Genomic DNA, 20,687 nt, shown 5'->3' with positions numbered 1-20,687 from the left:
CATCTTGGCCTCCTGGCTTTAATGGCGGTGTATTTTACAGAAAATCGTATTTCTTGGGTTTACGTACAGAGCCTAGCAACGCCCTGCAAGCCCTACGCCCGCTGCTGCTGTGGGCAGCACCTGCGATGGGCATGGGTGTGCTGGTGGCGCTGTTGCCCGCTGCGATGCCGGGAGTGATCATCAACAGCAAAATGCCCGATCAGTTTATTGCCGAGCATGTACAGGAACTGAGTCAGGCCCGCACGCTGCTCAGCAATGACCTGGGCGCGGCATCGGCCCTGTCCTGGCGCCTGGGTCGGCCTGATATCACGCTCTATAACAGCACCGGAGAGCTTAAATATGGTTTGGGTTATGCCGATTCAGCCGGGCGTCAGGTTGATATGGATAGCATCGATCGCTGGATGAAGGAGGCACGTTTACGCGGCTCGGTCGGCGTGGTCATGCGCGCTCATTCGGCACTGGAAACCCACGAAGTCGAGCTGCTGCCGCTGGGTGGCAAGCGCTACGAACGCGGTGATCTCGCGATTTTCATCTTTCCCAAGGTTCAGCCTGAATGACTCTGATCAAACGCTGGAACAGCGAGCAAAAAGGCTTGCTGGTGTTGTTGGCCGTATCTGCCCTGCTCTTGTTGCTGGGCCTGGGTTCACGGGAGCTCTGGGGCCCGGAAACCCGCTGGGCCAATATCGCCCTGCAGATGCTGCAGAGCGGTGATTACCTGGATCCTTATCTGAAAGGCTCGCCCTACTACGACAAGCCCCTGCCCTCGTACTGGCTGATCACGGCAACCGCAAGCTTGATGGGTGGCCTGGGCAACTGGTCCTTGCGCCTGTCATCCGTTATTGCCGCCTGGCTAAGCGTGTGGCTGGTGTACCTGCTCGGCGAGCAGTTGTTTCGCAAGGGCACCGGGCTGATCGCTGGCTGGATGCTGGCCACGACCTTCTACTTTGTATTCTGGGCGCGGGTGGCCACGGCGGACATCCTTACGGTGTTCGGCTTGCTGGCGGCAGTCTGGTGGTACTGGCGCGGCCCCGATGACACCCGTCTGAGCCGGTACTGTGTGTTTTTCCTGTTGCTGTCCCTGACCTCGCTGCTCAAGGGGCTGATCGGTTTTATCCTGCCAGGGCTGGTGCTGTTGCCTCATCTGCTAAGTGAACAACGCTGGAAGCGTCATCTGAACCTGCGTTTGCTCCTCGCCCTGGTGGTTGCCGGGGCCGTATATATGCTGCCCTTCGTGCTGTCCCACCTGTATGGCGCGCCCACCTATGGCGAAAGCGGGCTGGAACTGGTGCTACGTGAAAACGTGGTGCGGTTCTTCAACCCCTTTGACCATATGGGGCCGATCTACACCTACCTGATCTACTTGCCGGCCTACACCCTGCCCTGGGCACCATTCTGGATGATCGGGCTGTGGGTGGCCGTACGTCAATGGCGGCATATCGAGCCCAATACGCGGTGGCTGGTGTGGGGGCTGGGTTTGCTGTTTGTATTTTTCACCGCCAGCGGCAGCCGGCGCAGTTATTACGTGTTGCCGCTGGTGCCGTTGGCCCAGCTGCTGGCGGCCTGGTGGGTGACCCAGCGCATGGCGCAAGGCAAAACCAACCCGCGCCGCTGGAACATCGGTTTCGGCATGAGTGCGACGTTACTGCTGTTGGTGCTGGGGGTGTTCTATCCGTGGTCCAACGGCGGCGGCGGGGTTATCCAGTTTGGCCAGGATGTGAAAGCGCGGGCCAGCCAGCAGGCGCCCTGGGATCAGTGGCGCATGGTGATGATTGATGTCGACAACAAACTGCCCATGTATGTGCAGAATGAAGGCGAGCCGTTCTTCTATATCGACCAGAGCCAGGATTACCCTCGCGATGGCGACAGTGCCGGGTTAATGGCCTGGCTGGACAAAACCAGCGGCCAGCATTTCAACCCGCAACGTACGCTGATTTTTGCCCAGTACCGCAGTGGCGATCCCCTGCCCCTTGGCTACTTGAGCATGGATCACCAGACCCTCACCAGCCAGCCGGACAATGGCGACCGGTTGTTGCACAAACGCGAAGGTGGCAGCGTGGTGTATATCCCGCAATTACCCTGACCATACCCTGTGGGAGCGGGCTTGCTCGCGATAGAAGCGACGCGGTGTACCTGTCACGGCGCGTCGATGCAATCGCGAGCAAGCTCGCTCCCACCGGTACTCAGAGAATTCGGTAGAGCAGGCGTTCGATCCGTACCCGGCTTACGCGACGCAGGAACTTGGCCACCGCTGGCGGATAATCAGCCAGGGTTTCCAGGTCCTTGAAGTTGTCGATACGTTGCGTATGGGCAAAGATAGCCTCCAGCTCCTTGCTGCGCGGCTCCAGCAACTCACGGCGTGGGTCGTCGATCAACAGGCCGTTTTCCAGATCCAGGCGGAATGCCCGTGGATTGAGGTTATTGCCGGTCAGCAAGGTGTAGCGGTCATCCACCCACATGCCTTTAAGGTGGTAGGTGTTGCCACCTTCGCGCCACAGATGCAGGTTCAACAGACCGTTGTCGATCATGCGCTGATGGCTCTTGGCGAAGCGGCGCAGGCTCAGCTCATACAGATACGGCAGCGCTGCGATAACCCGAAACGGTTCGCTCGGCGGGATATAGAAGTCGTTGGCGGTCTTGTCGCCCACCACGATATCAATCCGCACTCCACGTTCCAGAGCCCGGTTGATTTCACGAGTCACCGGCAATGGCAGGTTGAAGTACGGGGTGCAGATGGTCAGCTGTTGCTGGCTGCTGGCGATCAGTTCACAAATAACCCGGCTCAGCTGATTGTTTTTACCCACCCCCAGTAGCGGGCTGACCGACAGGCCAAAGTGGCCGACAGTCCCGGCGCTGGTATCGTAGCTGGCTTTTTTCAGGTGGCTGCGAAAGTCCCCGATAGCGCTGCGCAGGCTGCGAGTGGTAGGCAATGTGGGCAGGTCGAGGCGATGCACGGCCTTGCTCTCGATCAGATCATGCTGGACAAAGTGCTGCATGCTGTCAGCCAGCGGCTTGTTGTGCAGCAGGTGGTAACGGTCGAATCGATACTTGTCGAGCTTGTGCAGGTACACGTTGTTCAGGCTTGCACCGCTATAGATCACGCAGTCATCCACGATAAAGCCCTTGAGATGCAGCACCCCGAACAGTTCGCGGGTCTGCACCGGCACGCCATAAATCGGCACTTGGGTGTCGTGGGCTGCGGTTTGTGCCTGATACCAGGCCGCGTTGCCGGGCTGTTTGCCTGCACCGATCAACCCGCGCTGGGCGCGCAGCCAGTCAACCACCACGGCAATTTCCAGCTCGGGGCGCGCGGCCTTGGCGGCGTGCAGGGCATCGAGGATCTCCTGCCCGGCTTCGTCCTGTTGCAGGTACAAGGCCACCAGCGTGATGCGATGGCGTGCACCTGCAATCTGCTCCAGCAGGCAGCGGCGAAAATCCGCAGGGCTGGGCAAGATGCTCAGCGCATCGGCGGACAACGGAAAGCTGCGCAGTTTAGGCAGCAAGGAGCGTTTGAAGAGCGACGGCATAGGGCTCGCTAAGGGTCGAATGCGAAGAGCCGCAAAGCTTACACGATTCTGTGATGTGTAGCCTCAATGCGGGAGCTGGCTTGCCTGCGATGCAAACGACGCGGTCGATCTGGCAAACCACAGCGATGCTTTCGCGAGCAAGCCCGCTCCCACAGGGGGGGATTTAACCCCGGGCCAGGATCAGCAACCGCGCAATATCCCGCGCCCGGTCGGTGAGCAATGGTGCTGCCCGGGCGCAGGCGTCCTGCAGGGTCATCGGGCCGCTGGCAATTGCAAATGCCGCGTTGATGCCGTGCTCATACAGCGCCTGATACCCCTCGCCCAACGTGCCGGCCAATACCACCACCGGGACCCCTTCAGCGCGGGCGATGCTCGCCACGCCAAAGGGGGTTTTGCCGCGCAGGGTCTGGGCATCGAAACGGCCTTCACCGGTGATCACCAGGTCTGCGCCCTTCACCGCTTCTGCCAACCCTACAAGCTCGGCCACTACTTCAACCCCGGCGCGAAACTGCGCGCCGAAGAACGCCTTGGCAGCAAACCCCAGCCCGCCGGCAGCGCCCGAGCCCGGCTCGTGTCGCACATCCTTGGGCAGCACGTTTGCACAGTGATCGGCAAAGTGCCCCAGCGCCTGATCCAGCAAGCGCACCTGTTCGGCGGATGCGCCTTTTTGCGGGCCGAAGATTGCCGAAGCACCGTGCTCGCCACACAGCGGGTTGTTGACGTCGGCGGCAATTTCAAAGCGTACTTCGGCCAGGCGCGGGTCCAGGCCTGACAGTTCGATACGCGCCACATGGGCCAGCGCCAGGCCGCCACGCGGCAGGTGATTGCCCTGGGCATCGAACAAGCCCAGACCCAGGGCCTGCAACGCGCCTGCCCCGGCGTCGTTGGTTGCACTGCCGCCGATAGCCAGGATCACCCTGCGGGCACCGGCGTCCAGGGCAGCCTTGATCAGTTCGCCAGTACCGAAGGTGCTGGTGATGCAGGCATTGCGCTGCTCCGGCTTGAGCAGTTGCAAGCCGCTGGCTTCGGCCATTTCGATGATGGCTGTGTGGCTGTCCCGCAACCAGCCCCAATGGGCCTCGACCGGCGCGCCCAGAGGGCCTTGCACATGATTGCGGCGCAACTGGCCATTACCGGCGGCGACAATCGCTTCGACCGTGCCTTCACCACCATCGGCCATCGGGCATTTGACCAACTGCGCGTGGGGCATGGCATCAGCCAGACCGGCAGCGATCGCATCGGCGACTTTTTCGGCACTCAGACTGTCTTTGAACGAGTCGGGGGCAATCACGATTTTCATGGGGCGCATCTCCAGTTCTTATGCCATCCATGCTGCCAGTAACCGGGCATAAACACGCCAGTCGGGCGCACAAGCAATCACGGGCTTTGTTGTTCATTTGGACAATGCTCAGCTCTGGGGCAGTAACTGCACCCCCAGATAAAGGGCCAGCATGCCATTGAGGCTCAAGGGGTCGACGCCGCTCAATTCCGCGATGCGCTCCATCCGATAACGCAGGCTGTTGCGATGAATCCCCAGCGCATCGGCGCAGGCCTGGCTCTGGCCGTCGTGCTCGCACCAACTGCGCAGTGTGGTAATCAATTGGCCATTGGCGTCCTTGGCCACTACTTTGTGCAGCGGGCCGAGCAGTTCTTCCAATGCATCATCATTGCGATGGCGCCACAGCATTACCGGCAAGCGATAGCGATCAAGGGTTAACAACCGGGTGTGCGGCAGCACATCACGGCCATAGGCCAGCAAATCCCCCACCCGGCGGTAACAGCGGCGCAACCCCTTGAGCGCATCGGCCTGCCCGCCCGCAGCAATGCGCAATACCTGCCAGCCCTGGCCGTCGAGCCTCTTCAGCAAACGCAGATCATCCAGTGCAGCGGTTGCAGGGCGGCACCACAGCAGGGACCCGGTTGCCGGGCACACACACCAGCTGTCCGGGTAGCGTGATTGCAACCAGGCACTCAAAGCCTCGGCACTTTGTCCCTTGCCCAGCTCGAACAGATAGGGGATGCGAGACAGCTGCGGCTTGAGCCCCAGCTGCTGGGCCTCATCAATCAGGCGCGGGGAGTCACCGCCCTCGCTGAGCAGCAAAGCCACCAAGTCATCACAACGCTGGCGTCGCCATTGTTGCTCGGCCTGCTGAAAGCGCTGGCCCACCAGCATTTCGGCGGTCATGCGCACCAGTTCGGCATAGGTGCGCAGCAGCTCGGGCTCGCCAGTCAGGCCCAGCACCCCGATCAGTCGCTGGTCGAGCAGCAGTGGCAAGTTGATACCCGGCTGCACGCCCTTAAGGCATTTGGCCGTTTGTGCGTCGATTTCCACCACCCGTCCATTGGCCAGCACCAATTGCGCCCCTTCGTGCCGGGTATTGATACGCTCGGGCTCGCCACTGCCCAGGATCAGGCCCTGGCTGTCCATAACGTTTACGTTGTAAGGCAAAATGGCCATCGCACGGTCAACGATGTCCTGCGCCAAATCGTGGTCCAGTTCAAACATGGGGTGACTATCCTTGGGTACATTTGTTCACGGGCACAGAGCGCTTGGCGAAATGCTGTGCGACAGCACAAAGACAGCAGCGTTGTGGTGACCGAGACTCAAGCTGCGGTCAACGTTACCCCTGGATCGTGAAAAAACATAATAAAGAGAGACATAAGATGTCACAGAGCGCCACCGCATCGCTGATCAGCGATGACGATAAAAACGCCATCTACAAACGCATCACCCTGCGCTTGATTCCGTTTATTTTTATCTGCTATCTGTTCAATTACCTCGACCGGGTAAACGTTGGCTTTGCCAAATTACAGATGCTTGACGCCCTCAAGTTTAGCGAAACGGTCTACGGCCTGGGTGCCGGGATCTTCTTTATCGGCTACGTCTTGTGTGGCGTACCGAGCAATCTGGCCCTGACCCGATTCGGCCCCAGGCGCTGGATTGCGGTGATGATGATCAGTTGGGGCACACTGTCGACCTGCCTGATGTTTGTCACCACGCCTACTGGCTTCTATACCCTGCGCCTGCTGACCGGCGCGGCTGAAGCGGGCTTTTTCCCGGGCGTGGTGCTGTATCTGTCGCAGTGGTTCCCGACGTTTCGTCGTGGCCGGATCATGGCGCTGTTCATGTGTGCCATTCCTGTTTCGGGCTTGATCGGTGGGCCGTTTTCCGGCTGGATCCTCAGCCACTTCGCTGCAGGCCAGGGCGGCCTTGCCGGCTGGCAGTGGATGTTCCTGCTGCAAGGCGTGCCTACGGTGTTGCTGGGCGGCCTGGCGATCTACCTGCTCAGTGACAGTTTTGCCAACGCCAAATGGCTGGGTGCCCACGAGCGGGCGGTACTGGAAGCCGACCATCGCCTGGACGCGGACAGCAAGCCGGCCTCTTCCACCGATTCGCTGCTGGCAGTGTTCAAAAACCCGGCCATCTGGGCCTTTGGCCTGATTTACTTCTGCATCCAGAGTGGCGTGTACGCGATCAACTTCTGGCTGCCGTCGATCATCAAGAACCTGGGTTTCAGCGACACCCTGGTGATTGGCTGGATCAGCGTCATTCCCTACCTGCTGGCAGCGGTATTTATGCTGCTGGTCGGGCGTTCTGCCGACTTGCACAAGGAACGCCGCTGGCACCTGGTGGTGCCGATGCTGATGGGTGCACTGGGGCTGGTGATTGCGGTGAATTTCGCCACCCAGCCGGCCATAGCGATTCTGGGCCTGACCATTGCCACCATGGGCGCACTGACCGGTTTGCCGATGTTCTGGCCGGTACCGACGGCGATGCTCAGCGCAGGGGCGGCCGCAGGCGGCCTGGCACTGATCAACTCAATGGGGCAAATGGCCGGTTTCCTCAGCCCGTATCTGGTGGGTTTTGTCAAAGACGCCACCGGTTCCACTGACGTGGCGCTGTACTTGCTGGCAGCGGTCATTGTGGGTGGCAGCCTGCTGGCCCTGCGCATGACCCGTGGAATCAAAAACGCATAATCAAGCACAACCTGTGGGAGCCGGGTTTGCCTGCGATGCAGACGCCGCGGTCTGACAGACAGACCGCGGCGTCTGCATCGCAGGCAAACCAGCTCCCACTGATTATCTGGCGCCCACAATCAATCAAGCATTTGCCCTGCAGCGCGCAGAGCCTCAAGCTACGCACTTCTAATAATCAAAATGCGTGTTTCAACGAGGCTGTTGTGTCCAAAGGTATTTTCTGTCTGTTCTGGCATCGAGCCTGTTCGGTGTCATGTATTACTTCACATCCCTGCTCTGGCCCTTGAGCGGCGCCGAGATCTTCGGCTGGCGGATGCTCCTGACCCTGCCCTGCATGACCCTGTTCATGTGTTTTTCCGGCGATTGGCGGTTAGTGCCGGTGATTTTCTCGCGGCTGCGCCAACAACCGAAATTCCTTGCCGTGCTGTTGGCGTCCAGTGCCCTGGTGGGCGTGCAACTCTGGCTGTTTCTGTGGGCACCGCTCAACGGCCACAGCCTGGACGTTTCGCTGGGTTACTTCCTGTTGCCGCTGACCATGCTGCTCACCGGGCGCCTGGTGTATGGCGAGCAGTTGTCCCATCTGCAAAAAATCGCGGCTGCGCTGGCAACCCTGGGGGTTGCCAACGAGGTGTATCGAGTGGGTGGGTTCTCCTGGACCACATTGGTGGTGGCCATCGGGTACCCCTTGTACTTCGTGCTGCGCAAGCGCTCAGGCACCGACAACCTCGGCGGCCTGTGGGTCGACATGTTGCTGTTGATGCCGGTGGCCTGGTGGTTTGTGCAAAGCGGCGAACAAGGCTTTGATGTGGCCAGCCATCGCCCGGCACTGTACGCGCTGATTCCGGTTCTGGGAGGCATCAGTGCCCTGGCCCTGATCAGCTATATCCTCGCCAGCCGCATGCTCGCATTCAGCCTGTTTGGCCTGCTCAGTTATGTCGAACCGGTATTGCTGGTGCTGGTGGCGTTACTGCTGGGTGAAAGCATCAGCGCCGGGCAATGGCTGACCTACCTGCCGATCTGGCTGGCCGTGCTGGTGTTGATTTTTGAAGGCTTCAAGCATCTGGTACGCCAGCGCCGTTCTGTGTAAACAGTGGGAGCGAGCCTGCTCGCGAAGGCATCACTGCGATTTCCTGCAATGCTCGCGTTGCCTGCTTCGCGAGCAGGCTCGCTCCCACAATCTGCCCTTTTGCACCGTAACAGCCCACCGTTAATCAGTTTTTTTCAAAACACGAACGCACGTTTTAAACGACTTTGGCCCAGTAATTGCTTGCGATTTTCAAAGTTAAACATCACCAACAAGAATTACTCCCAAGTAACTGGTTTAAAAGGCGTTTGCCAATGACCGCCAACAGCCTCAAGCTATGCGCCCACTCACACGAGTAACGTTGTAGATCCATTGAGGTTGTTGTGTCTAAAGGCATTGTTCTATCGATTTTGGCTTCCTGTCTGTTTGGCGTTCTGTACTGGTTCACTTCCCTTCTCTGGCCCCTCGATGGCCAGGAAATCTTCGGCTGGCGAATACTGATCTCGCTGCCCTTCATGACCCTGTTTATCTGCCTCTCTGGCGACTGGAAATGGGTTCCTATAATTTTCAAACGCTTACGCGATAAACCTCTACTGATTCCTTGCGTGCTGCTTACCAGTTTCCTGGTCGGTCTACAGCTGTGGATGTTTATGTGGGGGCCGCTCAATGGACACGGTCTGGATGTGTCGCTGGGTTACTTCCTGTTGCCCCTGACAATGATCCTCACCGGCCGCATTGTGTACGGCGAGCACCTGTCGCACCTGCAGAAAATCGCCACGGCCCTGGCCGTGGTCGGTGTGGCCAATGAGCTGTATCGCACCGGCGGCTTCTCCTGGACGACCCTGGTGGTGGCCATCGGCTACCCGATGTACTTCGTGCTGCGCAAGAAGATCGGCATCGACAACCTGGGTGGCCTCTGGCTGGACATGTTGCTGATGGTTCCGGCGTCCCTGTGGTTTGTGCTGGCAGGGCCGCATATCGACCTTGGCGAGCAACGCCAGGCACTGTATGCGCTGGTGCCGCTGATGGGCATTATCAGTGCTGCGGCAGGCTTCTCGTACATCCTGGCCAGCCGACTGCTGCCCTTCAGCTTGTTTGGCTTGCTCAGCTATGTCGAGCCGGTGCTGCTGGTCGCTGTCGCCCTGTTGCTGGGCGACAGCCTGGAAGAGGACCAATGGCTGACCTATGGCCCTATCTGGCTCGCGGTGGTCGTGCTGATTATTGAAGGCTTGAAGCATGTGAGTCGCCAGCGACGTTCCATCTAGGTCGCAGTCTCCTTCTTCAGGCCGGCAACCAGAGCTTGAAGCGGGCGCCGCCCAGAGGCGATTGTTCGACATTCAGCGTCCCGCCCTGCGCTTGCAGGGCGCGACGACTGATCGCCAGGCCCAGGCCGAAGCCCCCGGTTGCCCGGTCGCGACTGCGATCCAGGCGGTAGAACGGCTCAAAAATTCGCTCGCGTTCCTGTTCGGGAATGCCGATGCCATCGTCATCTACCCACATCTCACAGCCTTGCGCAGTGACGCTTACACCCACCTGAATTCGTCGGTCGCAATAACGCATGGCATTGCGCAACAGGTTTTGCAGCGCCCGGGCAGTCAGGTGCGGATCAAGGGCAAAACGCTCTTGAGCACCGTGTAACAACACATCCAGCACGATTTCGGGCGCTTCGAGCTCCTCATCGAAACTGCCGAGGATGCTGTCGATAAACTCGTCCAGCGAGACCTCTACCCTTTCCGGCATCAAAGCCGGGTTTTGCAGGCGGCTGAATGACAGCAGCTCAAGCACCAGCCCATCCAGTTCGCGAATATGCCCCACCAGCACTTGCAGGCGCTCACGGCTAGCCCGGGGCAAGTCGTCGCACAAAACCAGGGCCAGGCCGAAGTCCAGGCGCGTCAATGGCGTACGCAACTCGTGGGATACCGCATTGAGCAGGTCCCGCTGCTGGTTGAGCAGGTGCTCGACATCCTGCGCCATGGCGTCGAACACCGTGGCCAGGCCGTGAATATTGGAACGTTGGGAGATCTGCGTACGCTCGCTGAGTTGCCCCTGACCGATACGTGCCGCGGTCAGTTTGAGTCGCTCCAGGTCGCGCCAGTGCGGTCGCAGCCAAAGCAGCAAGCCACCGAGCATGGCGGCACCGATCAGTACGTTGATGCTCCAATACAGCACATTCATGTCAAAGGGGTCTGGCGGCATGACCCATTCGATTGCAACCTGATCGTCCAGCGGTGAAACCACCAGCGTACGCCAGCCCCACTCGCCAATGCGCAAGACGCCCTGCCCCTGCTTCAACTGCTGTTGCTCGTCGGCAGTGAACTTGGCATCGCTAATGGGCAGCAGATTGACCCGTATCGGCTGGAACTGCGTGTCGATTTCTCGGGCGAGTTCAGGCCATTGCTCAGGGGGCAGATGATGGAACTGTTTGACCAGCAAGGCCTGCATGCCCCGCGACATGTCGATGTTGTAGTTCATGAAGCGCTCATGAAACAGCGACACGATCACCCCGGGGATCAGGTAACTGGCCGTGGCAAACGTCACGATGGTCACCAGATACAGGCGTATCAGAATCTTGAGCATGGATTCAGCATTCCCATTCCGAGCGACTGAACAGGTAGCCCTTGCCCCATACGGTCTTGATCTTGCGCGCTTCGCCGGCGCAGTCATCGAACTTGCGCCGCAGCTTGGAAATGGCCACATCGACCGAGCGATCAGTACCGTTGAACTCAATGCCACGCAGACGCTGCAGAATCTGGTCACGGCTCAGCACTTCGCCGGCATGCCGGGCCAGCACCACCAGCAGGTTGTACTCGCCGCTGGACAACTCGATCATCTGCCCGCGCCAACTGACGGTGCGTTCCGACAGGTCGATGCACAGGTTGCCGATAACGATACGGTCACTGGCTACTTGCGGCTCGGCCAGGCTGCTGCGACGCAAAAGAGTGCGTACCCGGGCCAACAACACCCGTGGCTCGCAAGGTTTTGTCACATAATCGTCGGCCCCCATCTCTAGCCCCAGCACCTGATCATGGCTATCGTCGCGGGCTGTCAACATCAGGATCGGCAGGCTTGCTGACTCGGTACGGAGCAAACGGCAGACTTGCAGGCCATCAAGGCCTGGCAACATCAGGTCAAGAATGACCAGGTCAGGCGGGTTGCTTCTCGCCCTGTCACAGACTTGATCACCTCGGGCAATCACGCTGACTTGATAGCCATTGCGCTCCAGATAGCTGGCAATCAGCTCCGAAAGTGCGGCATCGTCTTCGACCAGCAAAATAGTGGGCATAATAACTGCTTACAACCGGGGGAAACCCGAAGGATATACAACCTGGCAGGGATAGCCGCATAACCTTCACACTTTTTCACACTCCCTCTACATAGCTTCACAACGCCCCTTGCGTGCTGCGCTTAGCATGCCAAACAGAAACATCCCGCATATTTCAGAAGGCACGATCGTTGAAAAAGCTCTTCGCCCCTCTATTTCTCACGGCCCTGGCCCTGGCCATCAGTGCCTGTGACAAAAGTCCGGTCGCTGAAACCCGACCTCCTTTGGCCAAAGTGCGCAGCGAAGTCATCGCTACGGCGCCGCTGTCGGTCAATAACGAATTGAGCGGGCGCGTGGTCGCCCCGCGCGTGGCGCAAGTCAGTGCCCGTGTTGCAGGCGTGGTGCTCAAGCGCGTGTACATCGAAGGCAGTGAAGTCAAACAGGGCGACGTGCTGTTTTTGATCGACCCTACACCGTTTCAGGCCGATCTGGACAGCGCTCAGGCAGCATTGCGCAAATCCGAGGCAGTGGCCCTGCAGGCAAAACTGCAGGACCAACGTTATGCCGAGCTGATCGGCATCAATGCCATCAGCCGCCAGGATCATGACAACGCACGGGCAGCGGCCCAGCAGGCCAACGCCGATGTGGCTGCCAACAAGGCCGCCGTCCAGCGGGCAAAACTGAACCTGGGCTATGCCACCGTGACCGCGCCGATTTCCGGGCGCATTGGCCGGGCGCTGGTTACCGAAGGTGCACTGGTTGGCCAGGGCGAGGTCACGCCAATGGCGCGCATCCAGCAACTGAACCCGATCCATGTCGACCTCACCCAGTCCACCCGCGACCTGGACAACCTGCGTGAAGCTTTCCGCGCTGGCGAATTGCAACAAGTTGGCAAGCAACAGGCCAGGGCCACCCTGATTCGTGACAATGGCAGTCTCTACCCGTTGCCGGGCAAGCTGCTGTTCACCGACGTCACCGTGGACCCGAGCACCGGGCAGATCATTCTGCGCAGCGAGTTCCCCAACCCGGACTACGACCTGTTGCCCGGCAGCTTTGTGCGGGTACGCCTGGAACAGGCCGTCAACAAGGAAGGCATCAGCGTGCCGCAACGGGCAATCCTGCGCGACAGCGCCGGCATCGCCCAGGTGCTGCTGATCGATGCCGACAACCGCGTGCAGCTGCAACCGGTACAACTGGGCGGCGCGCAGAATGATCGCTGGGCGGTCACGTCCGGGCTTAAGGCCGGTGACCGGATTGTCACTGAAGGCCTGCAACACGCCCGCCCGGGCGAACAAGTACAAATAGATGACCCGACACTTCCTCTCGCACACTCCACGGATCGGTGAGCATGCCGCAGTTCTTTATCGACCGCCCGGTCTTTGCCTGGGTCGTTGCGTTGTTCATTATGCTGGCGGGGGCTTTGGCCATCCCGCAGCTGCCCGTCGCCAAATACCCCGATGTGGCACCGCCGCAGGTCGAGGTGTACGCGATTTACCCCGGCGCCTCGGCACAAACCCTGGACGAAAGCGTAGTCAGTCTGATCGAGCAGGAGCTCAACGGTACCGACGGCCTGCTCTATTTCGAATCCCAAAGCAGCCTGGGCAGTGCCAGCATTACCGCGACGTTCAAACCCGGCACTGACCCGGAAATGGCCCAGGTGGATGTCCAGAACCGCCTTAAAGCGGTGGAATCACGCCTGCCCCAGGCGGTTATCCAGCAAGGCTTGCAGGTGGAGAAGATCTCCTCGGGCTTTCTGATGCTGGTGACCCTGACCGCCGACAGCACCAGCACGCTGGACGAGGTCGCGCTAAGCGACTACCTGGCGCGCAACGTGATGAACGAGGTCAAGCGTATCGACGGCGTCGGCAAGGCCCAGCTGTATGGTGCCGAGCGGGCCATGCGCATCTGGATCGACCCGCAGAAGCTGATCGGTTTCAACCTGACCCCAGCGGATGTCAACCAGGCCATTGCCAGCCAGAACGCCCAGGTATCGGCAGGCAGCATCGGCGACTTGCCGGGTCGTTCTACCCAGGAAATAACCGCCACGGTACTGGTCAAGGGTCAGCTCTCAACCCCGCAAGAGTTTGCCGATATTGTCCTGCGCGCCAACCCGGACGGTTCAACCGTGCGCATCAGCGATGTGGCCCGGGTTGAGATCGGTAGCCAGGAATACCAGTACGGCACCCGCTTGAACGGCAAGTCGGCCAGCGCCTTCAGCGTCAAGCTGGCCCCGGAAGCCAACGCGCTGAATACCGGCAACCTGATTCGCGCCAAGATGGACGAGCTCAGCCGCTACTTCCCGGCCGGTGTCGAGTACACCATCCCCTATGACACCACGCCCTTTGTCAAAGTCTCGATTACCAAGGTCATCTACACCCTGGTCGAAGCCATGGTGCTGGTGTTTCTGGTGATGTACCTGTTCTTGCAGAACATTCGCTACACCCTGATCCCGACCCTGGTGGTGCCGGTGGCGCTGATGGGCACGTTCGCCACGATGCTGGTACTGGGATTCTCGATCAACGTCCTGACCATGTTCGGCATGGTGCTGGCCATCGGCATTCTGGTGGACGATGCCATTGTGGTGGTGGAGAACGTCGAGCGGATCATGGTCAGCGAGGGGTTGTCGCCCCGCGAGGCCACACGCAAGGCGATGACCCAGATCAGCGGCGCGATTGTCGGCATCACCCTGGTGCTGGTGGCCGTGTTTATTCCGATGGCATTCATGCCGGGCTCGGTGGGGGTTATTTACCAGCAGTTCTCGCTGTCGATGGCGACCTCGATTCTGTTCTCGGCATTTCTGGCCCTGTCATTGACCCCGGCGCTGTGCGCAACCCTGCTCAAGCCGATCGCCAAGGGCGAGCATCACGCCAAGGGCGGGTTTTTTGGCTGGTTCAACCGCAAGTTCGAGCACCTGAGCGCAGGTTATGAAAACTGGGTGGTGCATCTGATCAAGCGCAGCGGCCGCTATCTGCTGCTATATGGTGCTTTGCTGGTGGTTCTGGTGTTGTGCTTTGCGCGCCTGCCCTCGTCTTTTTTACCGGTCGAGGATCAGGGTTACATCATCACCGATATCCAGTTGCCACCCGGTGCCAGCCAGAACCGCACAATCAACGTGGTCGAGCAGATCGAGGCCCACAACGCCAGCGAGACCGGCGTGGGCAACACCACGATGATTCTGGGTTTCAGCTTCTCGGGCAGCGGGCAAAACGCGGCACTGGCCTTCACCACCCTGAAGGACTGGTCGCAACGCGGCGCCAAAGACTCGGCGTCTGCCATCGCCGATCGGGCCAACGCTGCCTTCAGTGAAATCAAGGACGCGATTGCCTTTGCCATCTTGCCACCCCCGGTCAGCGGCCTGGGTACGTCCAGTGGTTTTGAGTTCCGCCTGCAAGACCGCGGCGGGGTCGGTTATGACGCCTTGATGCAAGCCCGCAGCGAACTGCTGGCACTGGCGGAAAAAAGCCCGGTGCTGGCCAATGTCCGCGAAGAAGCACTGGCAGAGAGCCCGCAAGTGCAGCTGGAGGTCGATCGCAAGCGCGCCAATGCGCTGGGCATCTCCTTTGCAGACATCGGCGCAGTGCTGTCTACCGCCGTAGGGTCGGCCTATATCAACGACTTTCCGAACCAGGGGCGCATGCAGCGGGTCGTGGTGCAGGCTGAAGGCGACCAGCGCAGCCAGGTCGAAGACTTGCTGAAAATCAATGTGCGCAACGACCAGGGCAAGATGGTACCGCTCTCGGCCTTTGTCGAGGCCCGCTGGATCCAGGGGCCATCGCAGTTGACCCGCTACAACGGTTACCCGGCGATTAGCATCTCCGGCGAGTCGGCTGCCGGCCACAGCACCGGCGAGGCGATGGTAGAAGTGCAGCGTCTGGTCGACCAGTTGCCTGCAGGTCTGGGGCTGGAATGGACCGGCCTGTCCTTGCAGGAGCAGGTTTCCGGGGCGCAGGCACCGGTTCTGCTGGCCTTGTCGCTGCTGATCGTGTTCCTGTGCCTGGCAGCGTTGTACGAGAGCTGGTCGATACCGACTGCGGTGTTGCTCGTAGTGCCATTGGGCGTCCTGGGCGCCGTGCTGGCAGTCACGCTGCGCGGGATGCCCAATGACGTATTCTTCAAAGTAGGCCTGATTACGATTATTGGTTTGTCCGCGAAGAACGCCATCTTGATCATCGAGTTTGCCAAGACGCTGTACGACGAAGGCCATGATCTGGTGGACGCTACCGTGCAAGCCGCCCGCCTTCGTCTACGGCCGATTGTCATGACATCGCTGGCGTTTATCCTCGGTGTAGTGCCACTGGCCATTGCCACGGGGGCCAGCTCGGCCAGCCAGCAGGCCATCGGTACGGGGGTGATTGGCGGCATGATCGTCGCCACCCTGGCAGTGGTATTTGTGCCAGTGTTCTTCGTTGTTGTAATGAAACTGACAAGAAGTAAACCTCGTCAGCGTTAAGCCAGCGCGCTGCGTGCTAAGGTGCTGTATTAACTGGTAACAGGGATTGTTTATGCCGCACCTTGCCCGCACCCATCCTCGCCTTACTGTCGCCACCCTGATCGGGGTGGCAGTAGGCATCTTTGCTCCAGCCTCCACTCTGACCAGCAAATTCCTGCTGGGCTGGAATGCCGGTGTCTGGCTGTATCTGGCAATGACGCTCTGGCTGGTGATCCGTTCCAAAGCCAGTGACGTGAAAAGTACAGCCGAAGTGGAAGATGAAAACGCCAGTATGGTGTTGATCACCGTATGCATTGCTTCGATTGCCAGTCTGGCTGCCGTTACCCTTGAACTGTCAGGCAGCAAGCTCAGCGATGACGATCGCCTGATGCATTACGGTTTTACCGGGCTGACGGTGGTGGGTTCGTGGTTGATGATCGGGGTGATTTTCAGCCTGCATTACGCAAGACTGTTCTATAACAACGAAGGGACTGAGCCGGCGTTGCGCTTCCCTGAAGGGGAACTGAACCCGGACTACTGGGACTTTATGTACTTCTCTTTCACCCTCAGTGTTGCGGTACAAACAGCTGATGTGAGTATCGCTACCCGAGAAATGCGCAAGGCGGTGCTGGGGCATTCACTGCTGGGGTTTTTGTTCAACACGGCCGTGCTGGGGTTTTCGATCAATATTGCGGCGGGATTGTTTTAACCGGGCAGTTCAAAGCCCCTCTCCCTTTGGGAGAGGGGCTTTTAGTCAGCAGCTCTGTTAGTCAGCGCTCAATACGCCACGACGTACCTGGTCGCGCTCGATGGATTCGAACAACGCTTTAAAGTTGCCCTCACCAAAACCGTCATCACCCTTACGCTGAATAAACTCAAAGAACACCGGCCCCATCAGGGTTTCCGAGAAGATCTGCAGCAGCAGACGCTTGTCATCCGAGTCAGAGGAACCGTCCAGCAATATGCCACGCGATTGCAGGGCTTCAACCGGCTCGCCGTGATTCGGCAGACGCCCTTCCAGCATTTCGTAGTAGGTCTCAGGCGGTGCCGTCATAAAGCGCATGCCGATTTTTTTCAGGGCGTCCCAGGTCTTGATCAAGTCATCGCTGAGGAAAGCCACGTGCTGAATGCCTTCGCCATTGAACTGCATCAGGAATTCTTCGATCTGGCCTGCGCCCTTGGACGACTCTTCGTTCAAGGGAATGCGGATCATGCCGTCCGGAGCGGTCATAGCCTTGGAGGTCAGGCCGGTGTATTCGCCCTTGATGTCGAAATAACGAATTTCACGGAAGTTGAACAGCTTCTCGTAGAAGTTGGCCCAGTAAGCCATACGCCCGCGATACACGTTATGGGTCAGGTGATCGATGATCTTGAGCCCGGCACCTACCGGGTGGCGGTCTACACCTTCGATAAAGACAAAGTCGATATCGTAAATCGAGCTGCCTTCACCGTAACGATCAATCAGATACAGCGGCGCGCCGCCAATGCCTTTAATGGCTGGCAGGTTCAGCTCCATTGGCCCTGTAGGGATATGCACTGGTTGTGCGCCAAGTTCCAGCGCGCGGTTGTAGGCTTGTTGCGCATTGCGCACGCGAAAAGCCATGCCACAAACCGAAGGACCGTGTTCCGCCGCGAAGTAGGACGCAACACTGTGGGGCTCATTGTTGAGGATCAGATTGATATCGCCCTGGCGATACAAGTGCACGTCCTTGGAGCGATGGGTTGCTACCTTGGTGAAGCCCATGATTTCAAATACAGGCTCAAGGGTATTGGGTACAGGGGACGCGAATTCGATGAATTCAAAGCCCATCAGGCCCATCGGGTTTTCGTATAGATCAGCCATTTTTGGCGCCTCATCATGGTCATTTTTAGAATTAACAGAGGTTATTTGCTAAGAATGCGGATGCTGGCAGGAGGCGCACAGGAGATCCCGCGTACACTGCGCGCGAGAAAATCACCGTAGATCAATTGCAACCCGAATCGCTTCATTTCGATCCATCTCTTACGCGGTAGGGCTTCTGCTCGCAGAAGTCGTTATTCTTGTATGCGTAAGCCGATTCTACATGGCGTAATCATATTTGTCCTACGCCATATGAAATTGCCCTGTGTGCGGCGCATGCCTTTACTATTGTTCTGTCAGTTTGCACCCAAGCCATCTCCACGCGTTACCAGGATCCTGCATGCCACTCACTCTGAAGCTGAGCCGAAAATGGACTGATCGCTACGCCCTGATTGTACTTAGCGGCTTGTTGCCAGTAGTACTGGGGGTTCTGATCATTGTCTGGCAGGCCAACCGGTCACTCAAACAGGAGACCACACAAACCGCCCAAGAGGCAGTGCGTCAGTTTGACTTGATGCTGGACAATGCAAAGCTTGCTGCCGATGTCGTCTTGCCGCTGGCAGGCCAGGACTGCGAGCACGTTGAACTGGCCTTGCGCGATCAGGTCACGCGCCGACCCTTCGTGCGCTCGGTTAACCTGGTGTGGGACAACCAGATTTACTGCACTTCTTTATTTGGCAATTTCAAAGAAGCCGTAACCCCCGAAAACTATGCGGGTGGTGTGTTGTGGCTGATGCCAGGCACGCTGGTGACACCCAATGACCCCGTCCTGGTTTATCGGCAAAACCAGGAAAAGCGCGGCGTGCTGATCAGCCTGTACGGTTTTCATCTGGTTAACGTTTTAGGGCTGATCAATCAGAAAACCCAATTATTGATAGAAGTTGGCGATGTATGGATTGATCGCTATGGCCTGGTGCGCAACACACCGTCACCTCATCTGCCCGTTGCTCAAGCAACAGTACCTTCAACTGATTACCCCTACCGCGTAGTCGCCGGGTTTAATGAGGGTGAAGTCTGGCGCTATGTCGCCTCGCAATACCCGGGCTTGATGGCTTTATTTATGTTCCTCGGGGTTATTTCTGCGGCGACAGTTCATCAACTCAAAAAACGCGCCACCTCCCCCACCCATGAACTGCAGCGAGCCCTGGACGCTGCCGAATTTATTCCTTACTTGCAGCCGGTTGTAAGGGGCGACACCAAACAATGGGCCGGCGCCGAAGTATTGATGCGCTGGCAACACCCCAAAGAAGGGCTGGTTCGTCCCGATCTGTTTATCCCGTTCGCAGAACATTCGGGATTGATTGTGCCGATGACGCGCTCGCTGATGGAACAAACCGCACTCTTGCTGGCCCCTCATGCCAATAGCATGGAGCGCGGGTTTCACCTGGCATTCAATATTACCGCTCATCATTGCCAGAATCTGGAGTTGGTAGAGGACTGCCGGCGCTTTCTCGAAGCGTTCCCGCCAGGGCATATCAATCTTGTACTGGAACTTACCGAGCGCGAGTTGATCGTACCGAGCACCACAACCCATCAATTGTTTAGCCAGTTGCACGCACTGGGGGTCATGATTGCCATTGATGACTTTGGCACCGGCCATTCCAGCTTGAGTTACTTGCGCGAGTTCAACGTTGATTACTTGAAAATCGATCAGAGCTTTGTCGCCATGATCGGCGCCGATGCATTGTCCGGGCATATTCTGGAGAGCATTATTGAACTAAGCGCCAAGCTGGACCTGGGCATTGTCGCCGAAGGCGTAGAAACACAAGAGCAAAGCCAGTACCTGGCCGACCATGGGGTTGATTTTTTGCAGGGCTATTTATTTGCCCGGCCAATGCAACCGGTCGACTTTATCCGGGCTTTGCAGGCGCAGTTAACGACCACTTAATAATAAACAGCCGTGCAGTTTAAAAACTTTTTTCAAACTGCCCCGCGCGGGACTTGGCAGCACAAGAATTAACAACTACAATTTTTTTGTCGCGACACGAACTTTAAATGATTGCATCAACAGGCGTGCCGACCAGGAGCAACCCCCTTGGACGCACGCACTGTAAATCTTGTGCATTCCAAACCAAACATCATTAATTCGCCTCGGTCACGTACCACCGAAGCTGTGAATGGAGTAATGACTTTGTCTAGACTTGCTGAGTTTCGCGCTGCTGAAAAAGCGCTACAAGAACAGCTGGCTCAATTGGAAGCCTTGAAAAATGATGCCGGACTTAAAAAAGAAATCGAGTTCGAAGAAAAACTTCAAGCCTTGATGAAAACCTACGGTAAAAATCTTCGGGACATCATCGCCATCCTTGACCCCAACCCTGCGGCGTCAAAAGGGGCATCTGCGCCCAAGCAGCGCAAGGCGCGGGTGCTTAAGGTCTATCAGAATCCGCACACCGGCGAGCTGATAGAAACCAAAGGCGGCAACCACCGCGGTTTGAAAGCCTGGAAAGAAGAATACGGCGCAGCCACCGTGGATACCTGGCTTCGTGCATAAAGCCCGTGCACACTCTAAGCCCTGCCTGTGCAGGGCTTTTTTATCCGCACAACTTTTAAAGCTGGGCGGTTGCAGGAGCTGAGTGCAACACGGTTATTGAATTGAAGCCGGAGCATCATGCCGCATAGCCAAGGCTTCC

The 20,687-nt window shown here is 58.4% G+C and carries 14 protein-coding genes and 2 pseudogenes; 10 read left to right on the top strand and 6 right to left on the bottom strand.

Annotation, left to right across the window (positions count from 1 at the left end; genetic code table 11):
* Both GHN92_RS22395 and GHN92_RS22390 read left to right on the top strand, forming a co-directional pair.
* Positions 1–557, top strand: a pseudogene (locus tag GHN92_RS22395) (hypothetical protein); the annotation flags it as partial.
* Positions 554–2,080, top strand: coding sequence for a glycosyltransferase family 39 protein (locus tag GHN92_RS22390; RefSeq protein WP_153326043.1), 1,527 nt, complete (start codon positions 554–556; stop codon positions 2,078–2,080). The pseudogene GHN92_RS22395 and the gene GHN92_RS22390, both read left to right, overlap by 4 nt.
* A 100-nt stretch (positions 2,081–2,180) precedes the next feature.
* Here the strand turns inward: GHN92_RS22390 and pssA are convergent, their stop codons facing one another.
* The 3 genes from pssA to GHN92_RS22375 all read right to left on the bottom strand — a co-directional run bounded on the left by pssA (position 2,181) and on the right by GHN92_RS22375 (position 6,030).
* The gene (pssA, locus tag GHN92_RS22385) at positions 2,181–3,524 is read right to left on the bottom strand and encodes a CDP-diacylglycerol--serine O-phosphatidyltransferase (protein ID WP_153381156.1); all 1,344 of its coding nucleotides are present in this window, start codon (positions 3,522–3,524) and stop codon (positions 2,181–2,183) included.
* Between the two features lie 163 nt (positions 3,525–3,687).
* Positions 3,688–4,824 carry a glycerate kinase gene (locus tag GHN92_RS22380; protein WP_153381154.1) on the bottom strand — a complete coding sequence of 379 codons (1,137 nt, stop codon included), beginning with the start codon at positions 4,822–4,824 and terminating at the stop codon, positions 3,688–3,690.
* A 108-nt stretch (positions 4,825–4,932) separates the two neighbouring features.
* Positions 4,933–6,030 (bottom strand): sugar diacid recognition domain-containing protein, encoded by a 1,098-nt coding sequence (locus tag GHN92_RS22375; protein WP_153381152.1) that lies wholly within the window; start codon positions 6,028–6,030, stop codon positions 4,933–4,935.
* A gap of 158 nt (positions 6,031–6,188) precedes the next feature.
* On the opposite strand from GHN92_RS22375, the gene GHN92_RS22370 reads away from it, so the two are divergent.
* The 3 genes and pseudogenes from GHN92_RS22370 (at position 6,189) to rarD (GHN92_RS22360) (ending at position 9,791) form a co-directional block, all read left to right on the top strand.
* Positions 6,189–7,502 carry an MFS transporter gene (locus tag GHN92_RS22370; RefSeq protein ID WP_153381150.1) on the top strand — a complete coding sequence of 438 codons (1,314 nt, stop codon included), beginning with the start codon at positions 6,189–6,191 and terminating at the stop codon, positions 7,500–7,502.
* 203 nt (positions 7,503–7,705) lie between these two features.
* Positions 7,706–8,589: pseudogene (gene rarD / locus GHN92_RS22365) on the top strand (EamA family transporter RarD).
* 320 nt (positions 8,590–8,909) lie between these two features.
* Positions 8,910–9,791: an EamA family transporter RarD gene (gene rarD, locus GHN92_RS22360; RefSeq protein WP_178102675.1), complete on the top strand. Its 882-nt coding sequence runs from the start codon at positions 8,910–8,912 to the stop codon at positions 9,789–9,791.
* A 16-nt stretch (positions 9,792–9,807) separates the two neighbouring features.
* Here the strand turns inward: rarD (GHN92_RS22360) and GHN92_RS22355 are convergent, their stop codons facing one another.
* Both GHN92_RS22355 and GHN92_RS22350 read right to left on the bottom strand, forming a co-directional pair.
* A complete protein-coding gene (locus GHN92_RS22355) occupies positions 9,808–11,103 on the bottom strand; it encodes an ATP-binding protein (RefSeq protein ID WP_095019187.1) in 1,296 nt (431 codons plus the stop codon).
* Between the two features lie 4 nt (positions 11,104–11,107).
* A complete protein-coding gene (locus GHN92_RS22350; protein WP_095000260.1) occupies positions 11,108–11,809 on the bottom strand; it encodes a response regulator transcription factor in 702 nt (233 codons plus the stop codon).
* Positions 11,810–11,979: 170 nt separating this feature from the next.
* Between GHN92_RS22350 and GHN92_RS22345 the strand changes: the two genes are divergently transcribed.
* Genes GHN92_RS22345 through GHN92_RS22335 form a run of 3 tightly spaced genes read left to right on the top strand, consistent with a single transcriptional unit; the run spans position 11,980 to position 16,926 of the window.
* A complete protein-coding gene (locus GHN92_RS22345; RefSeq protein WP_153381148.1) occupies positions 11,980–13,134 on the top strand; it encodes an efflux RND transporter periplasmic adaptor subunit in 1,155 nt (384 codons plus the stop codon).
* A 2-nt stretch (positions 13,135–13,136) separates the two neighbouring features.
* Positions 13,137–16,238 carry an efflux RND transporter permease subunit gene (locus GHN92_RS22340; protein WP_153381146.1) on the top strand — a complete coding sequence of 1,034 codons (3,102 nt, stop codon included), beginning with the start codon at positions 13,137–13,139 and terminating at the stop codon, positions 16,236–16,238.
* Positions 16,239–16,290: 52 nt separating this feature from the next.
* A complete protein-coding gene (locus tag GHN92_RS22335) occupies positions 16,291–16,926 on the top strand; it encodes a DUF1345 domain-containing protein (RefSeq protein WP_095000263.1) in 636 nt (211 codons plus the stop codon).
* Positions 16,927–16,983: 57 nt separating this feature from the next.
* Here GHN92_RS22335 and hppD read toward each other — a convergent pair whose 3' ends face one another.
* Entirely contained in the window at positions 16,984–18,060 is a 1,077-nt protein-coding gene (gene hppD / locus GHN92_RS22330; protein WP_095000264.1) for a 4-hydroxyphenylpyruvate dioxygenase, read from the bottom strand.
* 337 nt (positions 18,061–18,397) lie between these two features.
* On the opposite strand from hppD, the gene GHN92_RS22325 reads away from it, so the two are divergent.
* Together GHN92_RS22325 and GHN92_RS22320 are read left to right on the top strand one after the other, a co-directional pair.
* A complete protein-coding gene (locus GHN92_RS22325; protein ID WP_095000265.1) occupies positions 18,398–19,945 on the top strand; it encodes an EAL domain-containing protein in 1,548 nt (515 codons plus the stop codon).
* Between the two features lie 243 nt (positions 19,946–20,188).
* Positions 20,189–20,548, top strand: a complete 360-nt coding sequence (locus GHN92_RS22320; protein ID WP_095019215.1) for a histone-like nucleoid-structuring protein, MvaT/MvaU family — start codon at positions 20,189–20,191, stop codon at positions 20,546–20,548.
* Positions 20,549–20,687: the final 139 nt, after the last annotated feature.

It is taken from the genome of Pseudomonas sp. FSL R10-2964 (assembly GCF_009600035.1).
GTDB lineage: Bacteria > Pseudomonadota > Gammaproteobacteria > Pseudomonadales > Pseudomonadaceae > Aquipseudomonas > Aquipseudomonas bubulae.
Note: the sequence above shows the minus strand (reverse complement) of the source record. Positions and strands in the feature narration are given on the sequence as shown.